Here is a 14,043-nt window from a genome sequence, read left to right on the forward strand (position 1 = left end):
GGCGCACGCCGCAACCCGGCGGCGACCGGTGCAGACGCGCCGCTACCGAATTCCAGGGGTGGCGGGGTGCGGGCCGACGCAGCCGAGGATGAAGCAGCCCGGTGGCCAATTCGCGAACGGCGCGGACATGGGCTTGCCCAGGCAGGACAGCGGGTTGCAGCCCGGGTAGGCCATCGGGCCGATGCCGAGTGCGGCGAGGGTCGCGTCCGGATTCGAGATCATCGGATCGGACAGTTGGACATCCGATTGCTGTTCGTAGGGTGCCGCGGCGGGTATGCGGGGCTCCCGGAAGGCGGCGCCGACCGCACGCAGGACATCGTGCGGGAAGCTCAACGCGCTCCCCGGAACCGTGACGCCGGTCCAACTGACCATCAATCCGAGGCTCGGCACGATGAAGTTGTCCTGGCGCATCATGCCCGACATCTGCATCGCGTCCGGCGGCAGACCGGGAAAGTAGTTGGCGCAGTCCGGCCCGTTCACGACGAACAGGAAGCCGTAGCAAGGGTTCGTCGGGGTGGGCCGGCCGGCCTGCGCGAGATAATCCGCCGAAATGATTTGATGACCGCCCCACTGGCCGCGGTTGGTGAGCAGTAGGCCGAGCTTGGCGAAATCGTCCGGCGGCAGCAGCAGATGCGCGTAACCGTAGGTGTTTCCGCTGCGGTCACGCCCCCAAAAGTAATCGGTCGGCGGAATACCCAACGGATCGAACAGCTTTCGCTGCGCATACGCCTGGAAGTCCTCGTCGACCGCACGCTGGATGACGTACACGAGCAGATCGACAGCCCGCTGACTGTAGCGCCACTCGGCGCCCTGCTGTTGATCGATCGGCATCGCCAACGCCTGCGCGACCACGTTGGGGTCGATTTGCGCCAGCCCGGTGATGCCCTCGGAGGCCACCGCCACCCGCATGCCGCTGGATTCGATGAGCAGATTCCGCACCGTGATCGCGCGATGTCCGGCATCACCGAGCTCGGGCGGCAGATAGGCGCCGATCGGGTCGTCGAGCCGCAGCCGCTGCTCGTCCACCGCGATCCCGGCCACCATCGAAACCACACTCTTGGTGCTGCTCCATAGATTCCACGGCACACCGGCGGCCCGCGTGTTGTTCGGGCCGGTCGCGATCAGGCAATTGTTCCGAAAAATCTGCAGCGTCGTGCGCGTCGAATCCGCCGCGAGCGCCACAGCCTGGCGCAGCGCCGCCGAATCGAGTCCGACCTCCTCCGGCGTCGCCGTTTCGGGTACCCGTCCACTGCTGACCGCGCAATGCCTCACCCCGTCCGGCGCGGCCTGTGCCAACACCGGTGCACCAACCCCCAGCATCGCCGCGGCCACCGTAATGGCAGCCACCGCAATGCTTCTCATACCTCGACCCACGCCGGCCTCCGCTCTCGACGAACTTCACCTGGCTCATCGCCCCCACCTCACCCCCGGTTACCACCTTGAGTGCCCCCACTTGTAGGGGGCGAACCTGCACCGACACCGCAGCCGCCCGCCGGACGACGCGAAAGTGCCCGTCGCGGTGCCAGGTGCTGGATCGCTCTCGGTCAACCGCGCGCCGGTTCGATGTCGAGCGCGCGTTGGAGTTGGCCGGCCCACCAGCGCAGGTGAGCGGTCGAGTCTTGTGCTGCGGCGCCGGTGAGGCCCGCACTCCGACGGAAGTCGCTGCCGTAGAGGGGCTCGGTTGCCATCGCCTGGTGGAGGGCCGCGACCGCGAGGCGCGTCTCGTCGAGGGAACTTCCGGGGGGTCGACTCCGATGGAGCGCGTCGACGACCGGGTCGAGCATGCCGGCGCCACGGTCGCGCCATCCCGCCGCGTGCAGCGCCACCGCGAGTTCGCCGTAGCCGTGCCGGTACACGGTCTCGAGCGACTCGACGAGGTCGAGGAGATCGGTGCCGTGCTCCAGCCATGCGGCGACGACGTCCTGGAGCGCGGCTCGAAGCCGCCGTCCGCCGTGGCGAAGGAGTTCGGCGAGCAGCTTCTCGCGATTGCCGAAGTGATGCGTGACGCCGGCGTCGGTCATGCCGACCCGCGCTGCCACTGCCCGCACCTGTACGGCGGCGACGCCTCCCTCGGCGAGCAGCGAAGCCGCGGCATCGAGGATCAATCGGCGGGCTTCGTCCGGTGGTCTGCGCGTTCTCGGGTTGGTCACCGTCAAATATTACCTTGACTGGCCAAGGTTTCACTGCGTACCGTTACCTCGACAGCTCAAGGTAGATCGGAAAGGGCAGGACGATGTTCGAAATCACGGCGCCGAGAGGTCAATTCGGCACGGAGGTGGATCGGCGATGACAGACATGAGCCTCACGCTGCACGACGTCACACTTCGAGGCACGGTGACCGGCACGGGCCCCACGGTCCTGCTGCTTCACGCGGGCGAAGAGCGTCGCGAGGTCTGGGCACCGGTCACGGAGGGGATGACCGAGTGCGGACTGCGGACGGTGGCCTTCGATCTACGCGGGCACGGCGAGAGTTCCGGGCGAGCAACCACTTTGCGGGCGGTCGCCGGCGACGTGATCGAGATGGTGGCTCGCGAACCGGCGCCGATCGTGGTGGTGGGCGCCTCCCTCGGCGGGTTTGCCGCGGTCGACGCCCTCGCGGAGCCGTCCGTCGCGCAGCGCGTCGCCGGCCTCGTGCTCGTGGACGTCGTTCCTGATGTCGACGCGGGTCGGGCCCGCCGCTGGCTCGACGACCACGGGCTCCTCGCGCGCAACGCCGAGCTCGCCGACGACATTCTCGCCTCCCGCTCCGAGCTGCACGCGATCGTCGCGGCATCGGACCTGCCCATCCTGCTCGTGCGGGGAGGGCCACGGTCTCCGCTCGGCGACGCCGACGTGGACCGGCTACGCATGGCCAACCGACGCGTCACCGTTACCCGCATACCGGACGCCGGGCATCTCGTCGCTCGCGACGCCCCGGCGGAACTCGCGCGGATCGTTTCGGCGCACGCGAGCAAGTGGCTCGCCACCGACGAGGTCGTTCGCCGCGCGTTCGAGCTACAGCGCACGCTAGGCGCAGAACGGATCGATCACCCAGGGGGGACCCTGTTCGAGCACCTCCGCCGGGTGTACGCCCTCACTGTCGAATGGAACGCCGCGCCGCGAACCCGGCTGGCGTCGATCTGTCACGCGTCGTACGGCACCGCCGGGTTCGGGCACGCCCTGCTGCCGACCACGGATCATCGACGGCTGCACGAAGTCATCGGCCCTGACGCGGCAGCGCTGGTGTACCTCTACGGCGCATGTGATCGCGCGCGCACCTACCGTGAGCTCGGCCGACGACCCTTGCCCGTGGCCGACAGATTCACCGGCGGCTCGAAGATGATCGAAGGAACCGAGCTCCGTGATTTCGCCGTCCTGACCATCGCCAACGAACTCGACATCGCCCGCCACGCCCAGTTGCCACCGTCGATTCGCAGCGACATCTGCGACCTCTTCGCCGCGCTGGCCACCTACGCGCCGGACGAGGCGGCGGTAGCGCTCGCCGAAGCCGGAGAGACGTGCCACTGAGCCGCGCCGCTGAGGCGCTCAGTCTTCGAGCCGCCAACCGCGGCTGATGAAGAGGGGCACAAAGTGCTGCGGAATGTAGAGGCGGTCTTCTGGGTTGGGGATCTCGAAGTATCGCTGTGCGGCGCGCAGTGTGTCGTCGTTGCGGCTGAGGTCGATCACCGCACGGTCCGGTGGTTGGCGTCGGGCAAGGTATCGGATCTCGAATGCCTCGAAACGGAGTGGCTCCTGCGGATCGAACACTCCCTTCTTGTCGGCCCGGGCCTGCTTGACGAAAGCGCGGGCGCGTTTCAGCGGCAATGAGTTGTCGGCGACGTCGTTTGCGGTGCCAGGTTCGAGTACGCCGTCGAGCAGGGTGATATCGCGGAAGGGATCGAGGTTGGGCCAGATGAAGAACGGCAGCGCGGCTCCGCGTTGCAGCTGGCGTTCGTTGTAGGTCAGCGGCCGCGGACTCGGCACAGTGGGGTTCTTCTGATCGCGGTTGACGAAGGCGAGGAAGCGGCCGTGGGAATCGAACACCTCGAACTCGAAGGCCAGGAAGTAATGGAAGTCGGCTACGGTCTGGCCGAGTGCGGTCATGTCCGACTGCACGAGTTCTCGAAGCGAGTCGCCGGCCTTCTGGGCGTGCTGGTGGTGATTGGCGGCCGCGCCGGCGCCGATCCTGGTTCGTAGATGCGCCTCGAGCGACGGATCGAGTTCGAATGCGCCGAATTCGGGTCGGAAGGGATCCGACAGATAGGTCTCCCAGTCATCGGAGTCCAGGGATGTCTGGGAGTCGGCCCCGGGAAGATCGATCTTCTTTTCCGGGGTGTCGATTCCGAGGAACCGCACCGTCATGCTGCCCTGCACGTGGACGCCGGTCGTGTCGCCGTCGGGTATGGATCGTTCGAGTGATTGCGGGACGCCGCCGCTGTCGCGTCGGATGCCGGACACAGATCGGGGGCGGTTTTTCACAGTGAAGAAGGCGTCGGTCATGTCGCGCTTCCTATCGTTCGATCGGGCGCCCCCCGCGATAGTCAGGCCCCATCCTCGGCCGTTCCGCAAACGTCGACGCGAGTACTCGACTACGCGAATCAGAGATCGACCGACCGAATACGCAGCCGCTGGAGGACCAGTACTTCCGCGTGCACGGCGAGGGCGGCCGGTCGAATGCGGCTTCGACCCCGCCGCCGCGTCAGCTCACCGAAGGGCGCCGTCGTTGGTTCGGGTAGTCATTTACTCGCAACTCGGCGACCGGTCCCGAATCTATCGATGTTTGCAATGCCTCGTGGAATCGTGACAGTGGGAGCGGGGTAGCGGAAACCCCGCCCTCGCCGCACCGATGATCGCCCGCGTCATCGACGCGTGGGACCGACCCGCCGGGAACGAACGCTCCGAGTCGCTCCTGCACGAAGGGGCAGGGTTGGCTGCCCGTAAGGGCAAATCGAGTCGTGCGGGGCGTGTGAAACGTACGATCGATCACGCTTGCGTCGGCCGCGGTTCGGTGCGGTCGAAGCGGTCGCACGCTCATCAGCCGCGGAGGCCACCGATGCGCATTGCCGAGAATTACGAGACCACCGCGCAGGTGCGTCCGGCGCATCACTCCCGCACGTCCGCGGGGAGTCCCGGTCCGGGGAATATCGCCCTGCTACAGCGGTCCGCCGGGAATGCGGCGGTCGCTCAGTTGTTGGCGAGGCAGGTCACGGTCCAGCGGTGCGGGGCGACGCCGTGTGAGGAATGCGCGGATAAGGAGCGGGAGCACGATCGCGGGGCGGAGACCGTACAGCGAGTGTGCGACCCGAGCACCCAGAGTTGTCCGCCGGTCGATCCCGGCCCCGGCGCGGATGTCTCGGCGGTCGATTTCGAACTGCTGTCGACTCTGGCGCAGATCGACGCGCAGCGCCCGACCACGAATCCGGCGATGAACCGCGTGCTGTCGCGGGTCATTCCGGCGTCGGCGCTGGCAGGGGCCGCGCCGGTGGTCGCCTATGCCGGGATGGTCGGCGTCGGCGGCGCGGGCGCGAGTTCGAGTGTCCCGACGGGGCTGCTCGCCACGGAAGCGCTTGCGGGCGAAGGCATTGCCGCCGCGCAGGGAATCGCGGCCGCGCAGGGCGTCGCGGCGACGAGCACGGCGGTGGTCGAGGGCGGCTCGCTGGGGGCGGCGCTGATGAGTGCCGGTGAGGGGCTGCTGGCGATCGAGGCGGCCGGCGGCGCGGAGATCGAGGCGGCCACCGGGCCGCCCGGATGGGTGGTCGGCGCGGTCGTGCTGATCGCGGCGGGTGCGGCGATCGGCGCCGGCTACATCCTGCTGCGCCACCCGGACACGGTGCGCGCCGCGAACACCACGAGCACACCGACCACCGCCCCGGTGACATCCACCCGCCGATACCCCAACCAGACGTGCGAGAACGAGGAATTGGACCGGTTGCAGGCCGAGAAGGAAAGGATCTGCGGGCGCATTCCCGGGCAGAGTTGCAGTCCGTCCAAGGTGAGTCCGAAGAAGCTCGACCGGATGCCGTGCTCGCTGATCCGGTTGCGAATCCAGGCGCTGCGGGACTGCCTGGCCATCCGCAACGACATCCAGAACCGGTGTTTCGGCGGTGTACCCGACCCCCGCCACCAGCAGGCCATCGCCGAAATCCAGAACGCGATCAATCAGTGCCTCGCGCTGGAGGCGGTCAATTGCGCGCCGGGGCACCCGATGGCGAATCAATGACCGCAGGAAACCTTTTCGCGCTCATCGCCGACCACGACGTGGCCGGGGTCGCCGCGGCCTTGGCCTCGGGCGCCGACCCGAACGGTCTCCAGAACCGCGCACCCCGCTGGCGGCCGTTGCACGCCGCGCTCGAGGAGCTGGAGGACGGCGGCTCGACCGACGTGATCGTCCTACTCCTCCGGCACGGCGCGGATGTCGACGGGTGGGACGGCGACCGCGATGCCACGCCGCTGCTGATGGCGTTCTTCCGCGAACAGTGGGGTGCGGTGCGCCTGCTGGCGGCCGCGGGCGCGTCCATGGACACGGTCGGTTCGGAGGGCGACACGCCGCTACTGTGCGCGGTGGAATCCGGTGATCCCGAACTCATCCGGCTGGTGCTGCTGTGCGGTCCCGGTGCGACGCTCGAACGCCCGCGCGGGCTGGACGGGGTCACCCCGCTCGGGCTCGCCGTGTGCCGAGGCGATGTCGCCACTGTCCGCGCCCTGCTCGCGGCGGGCGCGAATCCGCACACCCCCGACGCCGACTATCGGCGCGCGCTCGAACGACTGCCGGAGCGCACCGACGAGAACGCGGCCGCCGTGGACGAAATCGCGGCGTTGCTGCGCGCCACCCGCCCTGAACCTTCCTGACTGATGACCCTCTCGGCCACTCGATCGATAAGGGGACCCGGCCGCGCCCCGGCGGGCCGACGCAGCACGCCTTCTGGGCGTTGGACCGATCCACATAGGGGGGCGATCACGAGGGTGATCGTGAGCCGGCTCCGGCCGCCAAGCCTTCGAGGAGGTCGTGCACCAGGCTCGCCGCTTGGCCGCGAGCGCGGTGCCGGTCGTCGGTCTCGGTGATGGTCAGTGACAGTTCGGTCAGGGCGCCGTAGAACGCACTGGCGATCAGTTCGGCGGGGTATGGCCGGATGAGCGCGACGTCCAGGAGATTGCGTACCGCCTCGACGACCAAGCCGCCGAGATGGCGCTGATCCAGTTCACGCCAGCGCTGCCAGCCGAGGCCGATCGGGCCCTGCAGGAGCACCACGTGCCGGTACTCGCGTTCGGCGCAGACGTCGAGGAATTCCTCCACGCCACGGTCGACGCGTTCGAATGGGTCAGAGACCGAGTCGATCGCGCTTCTGATGCGTTGGGCCGCTCGATTCTCGAGATCGTCCACGATCGCTTCGAACAGTCCGCGCTTGCCGTCGAAGTGGTGATACAGCGCGCCGCGGGTGAGACCGGCGGCGCGCACCAGTTCCTCCGCCGACAGGTCCGCGTACTCACGTTCGGCGAACAACCGTCCTGCGGTGTCGAGCAGCACCTGACGGGTGTTCTCCGCGTACTTCTCGCGCAACGCTTCCATACATTATGGATATCACATACAGTGTGTATGTCGGATACATGGTGTACGAAGGCGGTGCGAAGTGGGCAACGCAGTGGATGCGGTCGTCATCGGTGCCGGGATCGCGGGTCTGGTCGCCGCCCGCGATCTGGTGCGGAGCGGGGCCGAAGTGGCTGTGCTGGAGGCGCGCGACCGAGTCGGCGGGCGGCTGCTGAACGGTGAACTGCCCGGCGGAGCCCCGATCGAGGTGGGTGGTCAATGGGTTGGGCCCGGTCAGCATCACGTGCTCGCGTTGATCGATGAACTCGGCCTGCGGACTTTTCCCACGCACACCGCAGGCCGTCACATCGCCGAGATCGGCGCGGCCCGGTCGGAGTACCGCGGCCGGATCCCCAAGTTGACCCCGCTGGCGCTGGCCGATGTCGCGCAGATCCAGTGGAGGTTGGACCGTGTAGCACGCCGTGTCGCCGCAGGGGAGCCGTGGCGAGCCGACCAGGCCGAAGACCTGGACGCACAAACTTTCGCCACCTGGCTGCGGCGGACCGCCCATACCGCCGGCGGACGGTCTTTCTTCCAGCTGATCACCGAGGCGGTGTTCTCCGCCGAGCCGGAGGATCTGTCCGCGCTGTGGGCCGCCTTCTACGTCGGCGCGGCTGGTGGGCTGGACGCATTGATCAATACCGCGGGCGGGGCGCAGCAGGACCGTGTCGTCGGCGGTTCGCAGACCATCGCGTTGGCTCTGGCCGAGGAACTCGGTGACCGTGTCGCCCTCGGCGCCGCGGTGACCGATATCGAGTGGGACGCTTCGGGTGTCCGAATCGTCGCGGGCGGCACGACCGTTCGCGCCCGCCGAGCGGTGATCGCGGTGCCGCCGCCGCTGGCGGCGCGTATCCGTTTCACCCCGGGACTGCCCGGCGATCGTGACCAGCTCGTCCAGCGCATGCCGATGGGAAGGGTGATCAAAGTCAATGTCGTCTACGAGGAGCCCTTTTGGCGTCGGGCAGGCCTGAGCGGTCAAGCCAACAGCGATCAGCGGCCACTGGGCACCGTATTCGACAACACTCCGCCGGAGGGTTCACCCGGCGTGCTCGTCGGATTCCTCGAAGGACGGCACGCCGATATCGGTGCGCGACTGGACTTCGCCGATCGTCGGGCCCAGGTGATCGACGACCTTGCCGGCTACTTCGGGCCGCAGGCGCGCCACCCGATCGCCTACATCGAACGCGACTGGGCCGAAGAGGAATTCAGCCGCGGCTGCTATGGCGCGTTCACTACTCCCGGCACCCTCACTCGCTTCGGTCCGGCCCTGCGCACACCCGTCGGCCCTCTGCACTGGGCAGGCACCGAGACCGCTACCCGGTGGGCCGGCTACATGGACGGAGCCGCCGAATCCGGCCACCGCGCAGCCCGCGAAGTCGCCCCTGCCCTCGTTGGTAGCCGCGCCTGAGGGGTCGGTGGTTCACGGCGGCAGCCGCACAAAGCCGCAGTGCGTTCCACGCAACGTGCCGTGACCAACGTGGGCTACTGGGTGCGGCGTTGGACTCTCCCGCCGGGGGAGGGGCCACCATGATGGCGTGGAAGACGGACTCCTCACCATTGGGCGACTCGCTCGCGCCCATCTCATCGGACCGGCACAGGCACCGCAAGGAGAACTGATGACCCGGCTGATCATCCCCGTTCAGCAGAGCACGGCATGGCCACGGTGATCGACATCGATGCCCGCGCTACGCAGCACTGCGAGACGACAGCTCTCGGGGTACTGCTGCGGCACCAAGGACTCGATCTGTCCGAGCCCATGCTGTTCGGCTTGGGCTCCGGTCTGTCGTTCATCTACTGGGACAGCAAGAACATCGGCTTCCCCTTCCTCGGGGGACGGGTCAAGCCTTTCGAACTCACCAGGAATCTGGCCACCGGACTCGAGCTGGAACTCCTGGTCCAAGAGACCACCTCGCCCCGCAGAGCATGGGGGAACGTGGTGGCCGCTCTCGATGCCGGTCGCCCCGTCGGGCTGCAGCTCGACAGCTACTACCTGGACTACTTCGGTTCGAAGGTGCACTTCGGCGGTCATATCGTGGCCATGTACGGCTATGACGACCACGACGCCTACCTGGTGGACACCGATCAGCAAGGCGGAACGGTATCCACCAGCCTGACCAGCCTCGCCCAGGCGAGGGCCGCGCGCGGCCCGATGACCGCTGCGCATCGGTCGTTCACCCTCACCGCTCCGACAAACCTGGCCCTCGCACAGGGCCGGGTCATTTCCGCCATCACCGCCTGCGCCGACGCATTCCTCAACCCGCCTATCGGCAACCTCGGCTACCGCGGCATCGAAAAGGCGGGCAGGCTGGTTCGCACATGGCTCCAGCGCACTGACGACCCGCAGCGGGACCTGCCACAGGCCGCCCTTTTGATGGAGAAGGGCGGCACCGGCGGCGCCCTGTTCCGCAACCTCTACCGCGACTTCCTCGCGGAATGCACCGAGCTGTTCGACAGCAACCACTTGCGCACCGGTCACGAGCGCTACGGCGAGGCGGCCACTCTGTGGACCGAAGTCGCAGCGCTGATCACGAAGGCTGGTGAATCGGGCAATGCCCAGTGCCTCGTGCAGGCAGGCGCCATCCTCTGCGATCTTTCACGTATCGAGCGCGAGGCCATGCAGGCGCTGAGCTGCCTGGGCAGTGAGACCGTGAGTCCGAGATCGAGCGGGGAGTAGAAGGGGACGGCCGATCCCCGGTCACGAATAGGGCCTTCTCGCCGTGTTGGGGATCCCGGGCGCGGCGGCTCACGATGGCGAGCACTCCGCTCTGGCCGATCGATGCTTCCCGCCGAGCGTGATTCGGCGACGGGCGCGACGATCATGCGCGTGAAATCGCAGGTGCTCATCTGCACCTGAGGAAGGCCGCCGGCCGGGCACTCACCACTTCGACACCATGCAGGAGCGCCTGTGGATCGCGGATTAAGTGACGAAATATTCGAGTCATTTATAAGGGCCGGAAGGCTGGCAGATGCAATGCGCCGGATGTCTCTTCCTTCGACGTATGGAAGCTTTGAAGTGCGGCGATACGGCGCGACACTACTGGTCAAAGCTGCTAACCGCGGTCGGAGCACGTGCCGCAGGTGCCGATCGTTGCTCCGGTGATTCTCCGTACAGCAGGGCATCCGCTTGCTAGCATGTGAACGGTCATTCTTCTAGCAGAGGAGCGCGATGATGCGTACCCCCCTTCACCTTGTAGCCGCCTCGGTCGCTGCGGCGACTCTCGTCGTCAGTGCAGCCGGCGCGACGGCCGAACCGATCGGCTCCGCCCCGGTGACCGCTATCGCGGCCGAAAGTGGTTCGGCGGCGGCGGACTCCGGATCGGCGGCGGTGCGCACGGGCGTGGGATTCCTCCAGCGTGGCGACATCATCGGACTCATCGTGCTGCTGGGCGTAGCTCCTTTTCAGATATTGACCAGTGGCATCTGCGACCTGGCCACGATGTCGGCACTTCCGAATCCGTGCGCCACAGGGACTCGGTGAGCCAGGTTCCGCTCGAAATGTGGTCGCGATTGTGAAAGCGGTTGGCGGAAAAGAGGTTCGCCGAGTGCAGCGCCCCGCCAACGCCGAACCATGGCGCGATAGGCGAAAACAACTGGCCCGGCGTCCGGTTCACACGAGCGAACTACACAGCGCCGACAGATAGGGTCGCTGAACTCGGAAAGCCGGACGACGGCACGTCACTCGAGGTCGTCGGCAAGGATCTCCGTGATGACCCGCAGACAGGCTTCCGCGCGCTCGGAGTAGCTGTCGCCGAACTCGGCCAAGGTGATCAAGGCTTTCCATAGTGCCCAGCCCCTTGCCCGTGCCCAAGTGCCGTCATCGTGGCCCAACACCCGGCGAAACGTAGCGCGACTGTCTGCGGACAGCATCGTCCAGGCGAGAACCAAATCGCAGGCGGGGTCGCCGACACCGCAGGTCCCGAAGTCGATGACCGCCGTCAATCTCCCACCGGAGACCAGGAGATTGCCGGCAGCGATGTCGCCGTGGAACCACACCGGGGTCCCATTCCACTTCGCGGTCAGGGCAGACTCCCAGACCTGGGTGGCCCGTCGAACATCGATGCGCCCGGCCGACACCCGCAGACAGCGCCGGGTCTGCTCGTCGTAGTGCGCTGGATGGTGACCGCGGTAGAAGCTGTGCGCCCCGGCCTGCGGGGCGCCGGTTCCATCGCATCGCTGGAGCGCACGAATGAACTCCGCGACGTCGGCAGCGAATTGGGTCATGTCGGTGATCGCGGCCCGGTCGGCGGTGTCGCCCGGCAGCCAATCGCGCACCGACCACGAAAAGGCATAGCCACAACCCGGCGCTCCGACGGCGAGCACTGTGGGTATCGCGACCGGCAGCACGGGCGCCAGCCGGGGCAACCAGACGCTTTCCTTCTCTACCGCAGGCGCGTACGAAGCCGCGGTCGGCAGCCGCACCGACATGTCCGCACCCAACCGGTAGGTACGGTTGTCCCAGCCGTCCACCGGGACCGGCGAGACCGGCAGATCACTCCACTGCGGAAACTGTGCGCGGATGAGGCGCTCGACCAACAATGCGTCGATCCCAGCGCGACCATCGAGGGGAACATCACTCACCGCGTCATCCTCGACCTCGACCATGGACTCCCACAACCCAAGGTCTACCGCCTATTCGTCACACCGCCGCACGATCTTCTCTCGGATATTTTCCGTCCGCATGTCACAGGGGGCCGGGCTGTCTCGTCTCGTGTTTCGCAGACAGGTTCTGCGAAACACGCACCCCTCTCATAGCAAGGAGCTGGTCATGAGCGAGCGGATCACACATCAGAAGGTCGCGCTGGTTACCGGGGCGAACAAGGGGATCGGCCGTGGGGCTGCCGAGCAACTCGCGGCCCAGGGCATGGTTGTCCTGATCGGTGCCAGGGACCCGCGGCGCGGCGAGGAGGCCGCCGCGGCGCTGCGCGCGGCAGGTGGCGCCGCGCACGCGGTCACTCTGGACGTCACCGACCGCACGACCATCCAGGAGGCCGCGAAGCAGATCGAGGAGCGCTTCGGCCACCTCGACGTGCTGATCAACAACGCAGGCATCACCGGCTCCGGGCAGGTTTCGCCCCAAGACGCCTACGATCAGGTCCCCAGCACCGTCGACCTGGACATGGTCCGGGAGGTGTTCGAGACCAACGTTTTCGGGGTGATCGCGGTGACCAATGCCATGCTGCCGCTGCTGCGGCGGTCAGCGGCGCCGCGCATCGTCAACGTCAGCAGTCATGCCGCGTCGCTGACCCTCACCAGCGACCTGGACGGTCCCTTCGCAACACTGCTGCCGTCGGCGGCGTACTCGCCGTCGAAATCCGCGGTGACCGCGCTGACCGTGAACTACGCCAAGGAACTGCGCAAGGACGGGTTCCTCGTGAACGCCGTCGCTCCCGGCTACGTCGACACCGACAGCAACAATCACACCGGTTTTCTCACGGTCGCGCAGGGCGCCGCGGTCTTGGTGCGTCTGGCCACGCTCGACGCGGACGGGCCGACGGGCGGGTTCTTCAGCGAAGACGGCTCGGTGCCCTGGTGACGGTGCTCGAGGACCAGGAACTCGATAGGGAGTCGGCGTGAGGCGAGACGAGGAGTTCCAAGAGCTGCGGCCGCTGCTGTTCTCGATCGCCTACCGGCTGCTGGGCAGCGTGACCGAAGCCGAGGACGCGGTCCAGGAGACCTGGCTGCGTTATGCGGCATCCCCGACCCGGCCGGCGTCGGCCAAGGCATTCCTGGCCGCCACCGTGAGCAGGATCTCGATCGACGTGCTGCGCTCGGCCCGTGTCCGGCGGGAGGAGTACGTCGGGCCGTGGTTCCCCGAGCCGCTGCTGGTCGACCCTTACGAGGACCCGCAGCGTTCGGCGGAACTGGCCGACTCGTTGTCGATGGCGGCCATGCTGCTGCTCGAGCGGCTCAGCCCGCTCGAACGCGCGGTCTTCGTACTGCGGGAAGTGTTCGGATTCGGCTTCCCCGAGGTCGCCTCCGCGGTGGGACGCACGGAAGCCGCGTGCCGCCAGCTCGCAGTGCGGGCACGCCGTCATATGGACGCGGCCCGGCCTCGGTTCGAAGCCGACCGCGCCCAGCGCGAGAAGCTCGCCGCGCGATTCCTCGACGCGTTCCGGGACGGGGATGTCGACGGGCTTACCGAGCTGCTGGCCGCCGACGTCCAGATGGTCGGCGACGGCGGCGGCAAGGCCCCGCAATGGGCCGACCGATTCATCGGAGCTCAGCACGTGGCTCGGGCACTCGCCGCGCTCGCCGGGATGTTCGCTCGGATCGACGCGAAGATGGAACCACACCTGGTGAACAGCCAGCCGGGTGCGATCTTCCGCGATCAGGACGGCGGGATCCTCAACACCTGGGCACTGGACATCCTCGACGGACAGATCCAGACGATCCGGACGGTGAACAACCCGGACAAGCTCGGGCACGTGGGCCCCGTGGCGGACGCTTGGGCGGCCCTCCGCTACGGCGGGTCGCGGTAG

13 protein-coding genes are annotated in these 14,043 nt (G+C 67.6%); 8 read left to right on the forward strand and 5 right to left on the reverse strand.

Annotated features, from left to right (window positions below):
• Nucleotides 1-42: 42 nt before the first annotated feature.
• Together IU450_RS34360 and IU450_RS34365 are read right to left on the reverse strand one after the other, a co-directional pair.
• Complete coding sequence (locus IU450_RS34360) at nt 43-1,347, reverse strand: serine hydrolase (protein ID WP_324197929.1); 1,305 nt, start codon at nt 1,345-1,347, stop codon at nt 43-45.
• A 197-nt stretch (nt 1,348-1,544) separates the two neighbouring features.
• Complete coding sequence (locus IU450_RS34365) at nt 1,545-2,105, reverse strand: TetR family transcriptional regulator (RefSeq protein WP_228835522.1); 561 nt, start codon at nt 2,103-2,105, stop codon at nt 1,545-1,547.
• 181 nt (nt 2,106-2,286) lie between these two features.
• Here IU450_RS34365 and IU450_RS34370 point away from each other — a divergent pair, with 181 nt between their 5' ends.
• The gene (locus IU450_RS34370; protein WP_195153883.1) at nt 2,287-3,507 is read left to right on the forward strand and encodes an alpha/beta fold hydrolase; all 1,221 of its coding nucleotides are present in this window, start codon (nt 2,287-2,289) and stop codon (nt 3,505-3,507) included.
• 18 nt (nt 3,508-3,525) lie between these two features.
• Here the strand turns inward: IU450_RS34370 and IU450_RS34375 are convergent, their stop codons facing one another.
• Nucleotides 3,526-4,479, reverse strand: a complete 954-nt coding sequence (locus IU450_RS34375; protein WP_195153884.1) for a hypothetical protein — start codon at nt 4,477-4,479, stop codon at nt 3,526-3,528.
• A 553-nt stretch (nt 4,480-5,032) separates the two neighbouring features.
• Between IU450_RS34375 and IU450_RS34380 the strand changes: the two genes are divergently transcribed.
• Nucleotides 5,033-6,199, forward strand: coding sequence for a hypothetical protein (locus IU450_RS34380; RefSeq protein WP_195153885.1), 1,167 nt, complete (start codon nt 5,033-5,035; stop codon nt 6,197-6,199).
• Nucleotides 6,196-6,828 (forward strand): ankyrin repeat domain-containing protein, encoded by a 633-nt coding sequence (locus tag IU450_RS34385; RefSeq protein WP_195153886.1) that lies wholly within the window; start codon nt 6,196-6,198, stop codon nt 6,826-6,828. Before IU450_RS34380 ends, IU450_RS34385 begins: the two co-directional genes overlap by 4 nt.
• A 106-nt stretch (nt 6,829-6,934) precedes the next feature.
• Here the strand turns inward: IU450_RS34385 and IU450_RS34390 are convergent, their stop codons facing one another.
• Nucleotides 6,935-7,546, reverse strand: coding sequence for a TetR/AcrR family transcriptional regulator (locus IU450_RS34390; RefSeq protein WP_195153887.1), 612 nt, complete (start codon nt 7,544-7,546; stop codon nt 6,935-6,937).
• Between the two features lie 61 nt (nt 7,547-7,607).
• Here IU450_RS34390 and IU450_RS34395 point away from each other — a divergent pair, with 61 nt between their 5' ends.
• The 3 genes from IU450_RS34395 to IU450_RS34405 all read left to right on the forward strand — a co-directional run bounded on the left by IU450_RS34395 (nt 7,608) and on the right by IU450_RS34405 (nt 11,042).
• Entirely contained in the window at nt 7,608-8,972 is a 1,365-nt protein-coding gene (locus tag IU450_RS34395) for a flavin monoamine oxidase family protein (protein WP_195153888.1), read from the forward strand.
• Between the two features lie 246 nt (nt 8,973-9,218).
• Complete coding sequence (locus tag IU450_RS34400; protein WP_195153889.1) at nt 9,219-10,238, forward strand: BtrH N-terminal domain-containing protein; 1,020 nt, start codon at nt 9,219-9,221, stop codon at nt 10,236-10,238.
• A 495-nt stretch (nt 10,239-10,733) separates the two neighbouring features.
• The gene (locus tag IU450_RS34405) at nt 10,734-11,042 is read left to right on the forward strand and encodes a hypothetical protein (protein WP_195153890.1); all 309 of its coding nucleotides are present in this window, start codon (nt 10,734-10,736) and stop codon (nt 11,040-11,042) included.
• Between the two features lie 197 nt (nt 11,043-11,239).
• Here IU450_RS34405 and IU450_RS34410 read toward each other — a convergent pair whose 3' ends face one another.
• Nucleotides 11,240-12,142, reverse strand: a complete 903-nt coding sequence (locus tag IU450_RS34410) for an aminoglycoside phosphotransferase family protein (RefSeq protein WP_324197930.1) — start codon at nt 12,140-12,142, stop codon at nt 11,240-11,242.
• 187 nt (nt 12,143-12,329) lie between these two features.
• On the opposite strand from IU450_RS34410, the gene IU450_RS34415 reads away from it, so the two are divergent.
• Nucleotides 12,330-13,097 (forward strand): SDR family oxidoreductase, encoded by a 768-nt coding sequence (locus IU450_RS34415; protein WP_195153892.1) that lies wholly within the window; start codon nt 12,330-12,332, stop codon nt 13,095-13,097.
• A 37-nt stretch (nt 13,098-13,134) separates the two neighbouring features.
• Nucleotides 13,135-14,043 (forward strand): RNA polymerase sigma-70 factor, encoded by a 909-nt coding sequence (locus IU450_RS34420; RefSeq protein ID WP_195153893.1) that lies wholly within the window; start codon nt 13,135-13,137, stop codon nt 14,041-14,043.

It is taken from the genome of Nocardia abscessus (assembly GCF_015477775.1).
GTDB classification, from domain to species: Bacteria; Actinomycetota; Actinomycetes; order Mycobacteriales; family Mycobacteriaceae; genus Nocardia; species Nocardia abscessus_A.

Excerpts from the sequence above, each read along its gene's own strand:
- IU450_RS34415 (WP_195153892.1), top strand. The coding sequence starts at position 12,330 with ATGAGCGAGCGGATCACACATCAGAAGGTCGCGCTGGTTACCGGGGCG.
- IU450_RS34405 (WP_195153890.1), top strand. The coding sequence starts at position 10,734 with ATGCGTACCCCCCTTCACCTTGTAGCCGCCTCGGTCGCTGCGGCGACT.
- IU450_RS34380 (WP_195153885.1), top strand. The coding sequence starts at position 5,033 with ATGCGCATTGCCGAGAATTACGAGACCACCGCGCAGGTGCGTCCGGCG.
- IU450_RS34375 (WP_195153884.1), bottom strand. The coding sequence starts at position 4,479 with ATGACCGACGCCTTCTTCACTGTGAAAAACCGCCCCCGATCTGTGTCC.
- IU450_RS34390 (WP_195153887.1), bottom strand. The coding sequence starts at position 7,546 with ATGGAAGCGTTGCGCGAGAAGTACGCGGAGAACACCCGTCAGGTGCTG.
- IU450_RS34400 (WP_195153889.1), top strand. The coding sequence starts at position 9,219 with ATGGCCACGGTGATCGACATCGATGCCCGCGCTACGCAGCACTGCGAG.
- IU450_RS34370 (WP_195153883.1), top strand. The coding sequence starts at position 2,287 with ATGACAGACATGAGCCTCACGCTGCACGACGTCACACTTCGAGGCACG.
- IU450_RS34385 (WP_195153886.1), top strand. The coding sequence starts at position 6,196 with ATGACCGCAGGAAACCTTTTCGCGCTCATCGCCGACCACGACGTGGCC.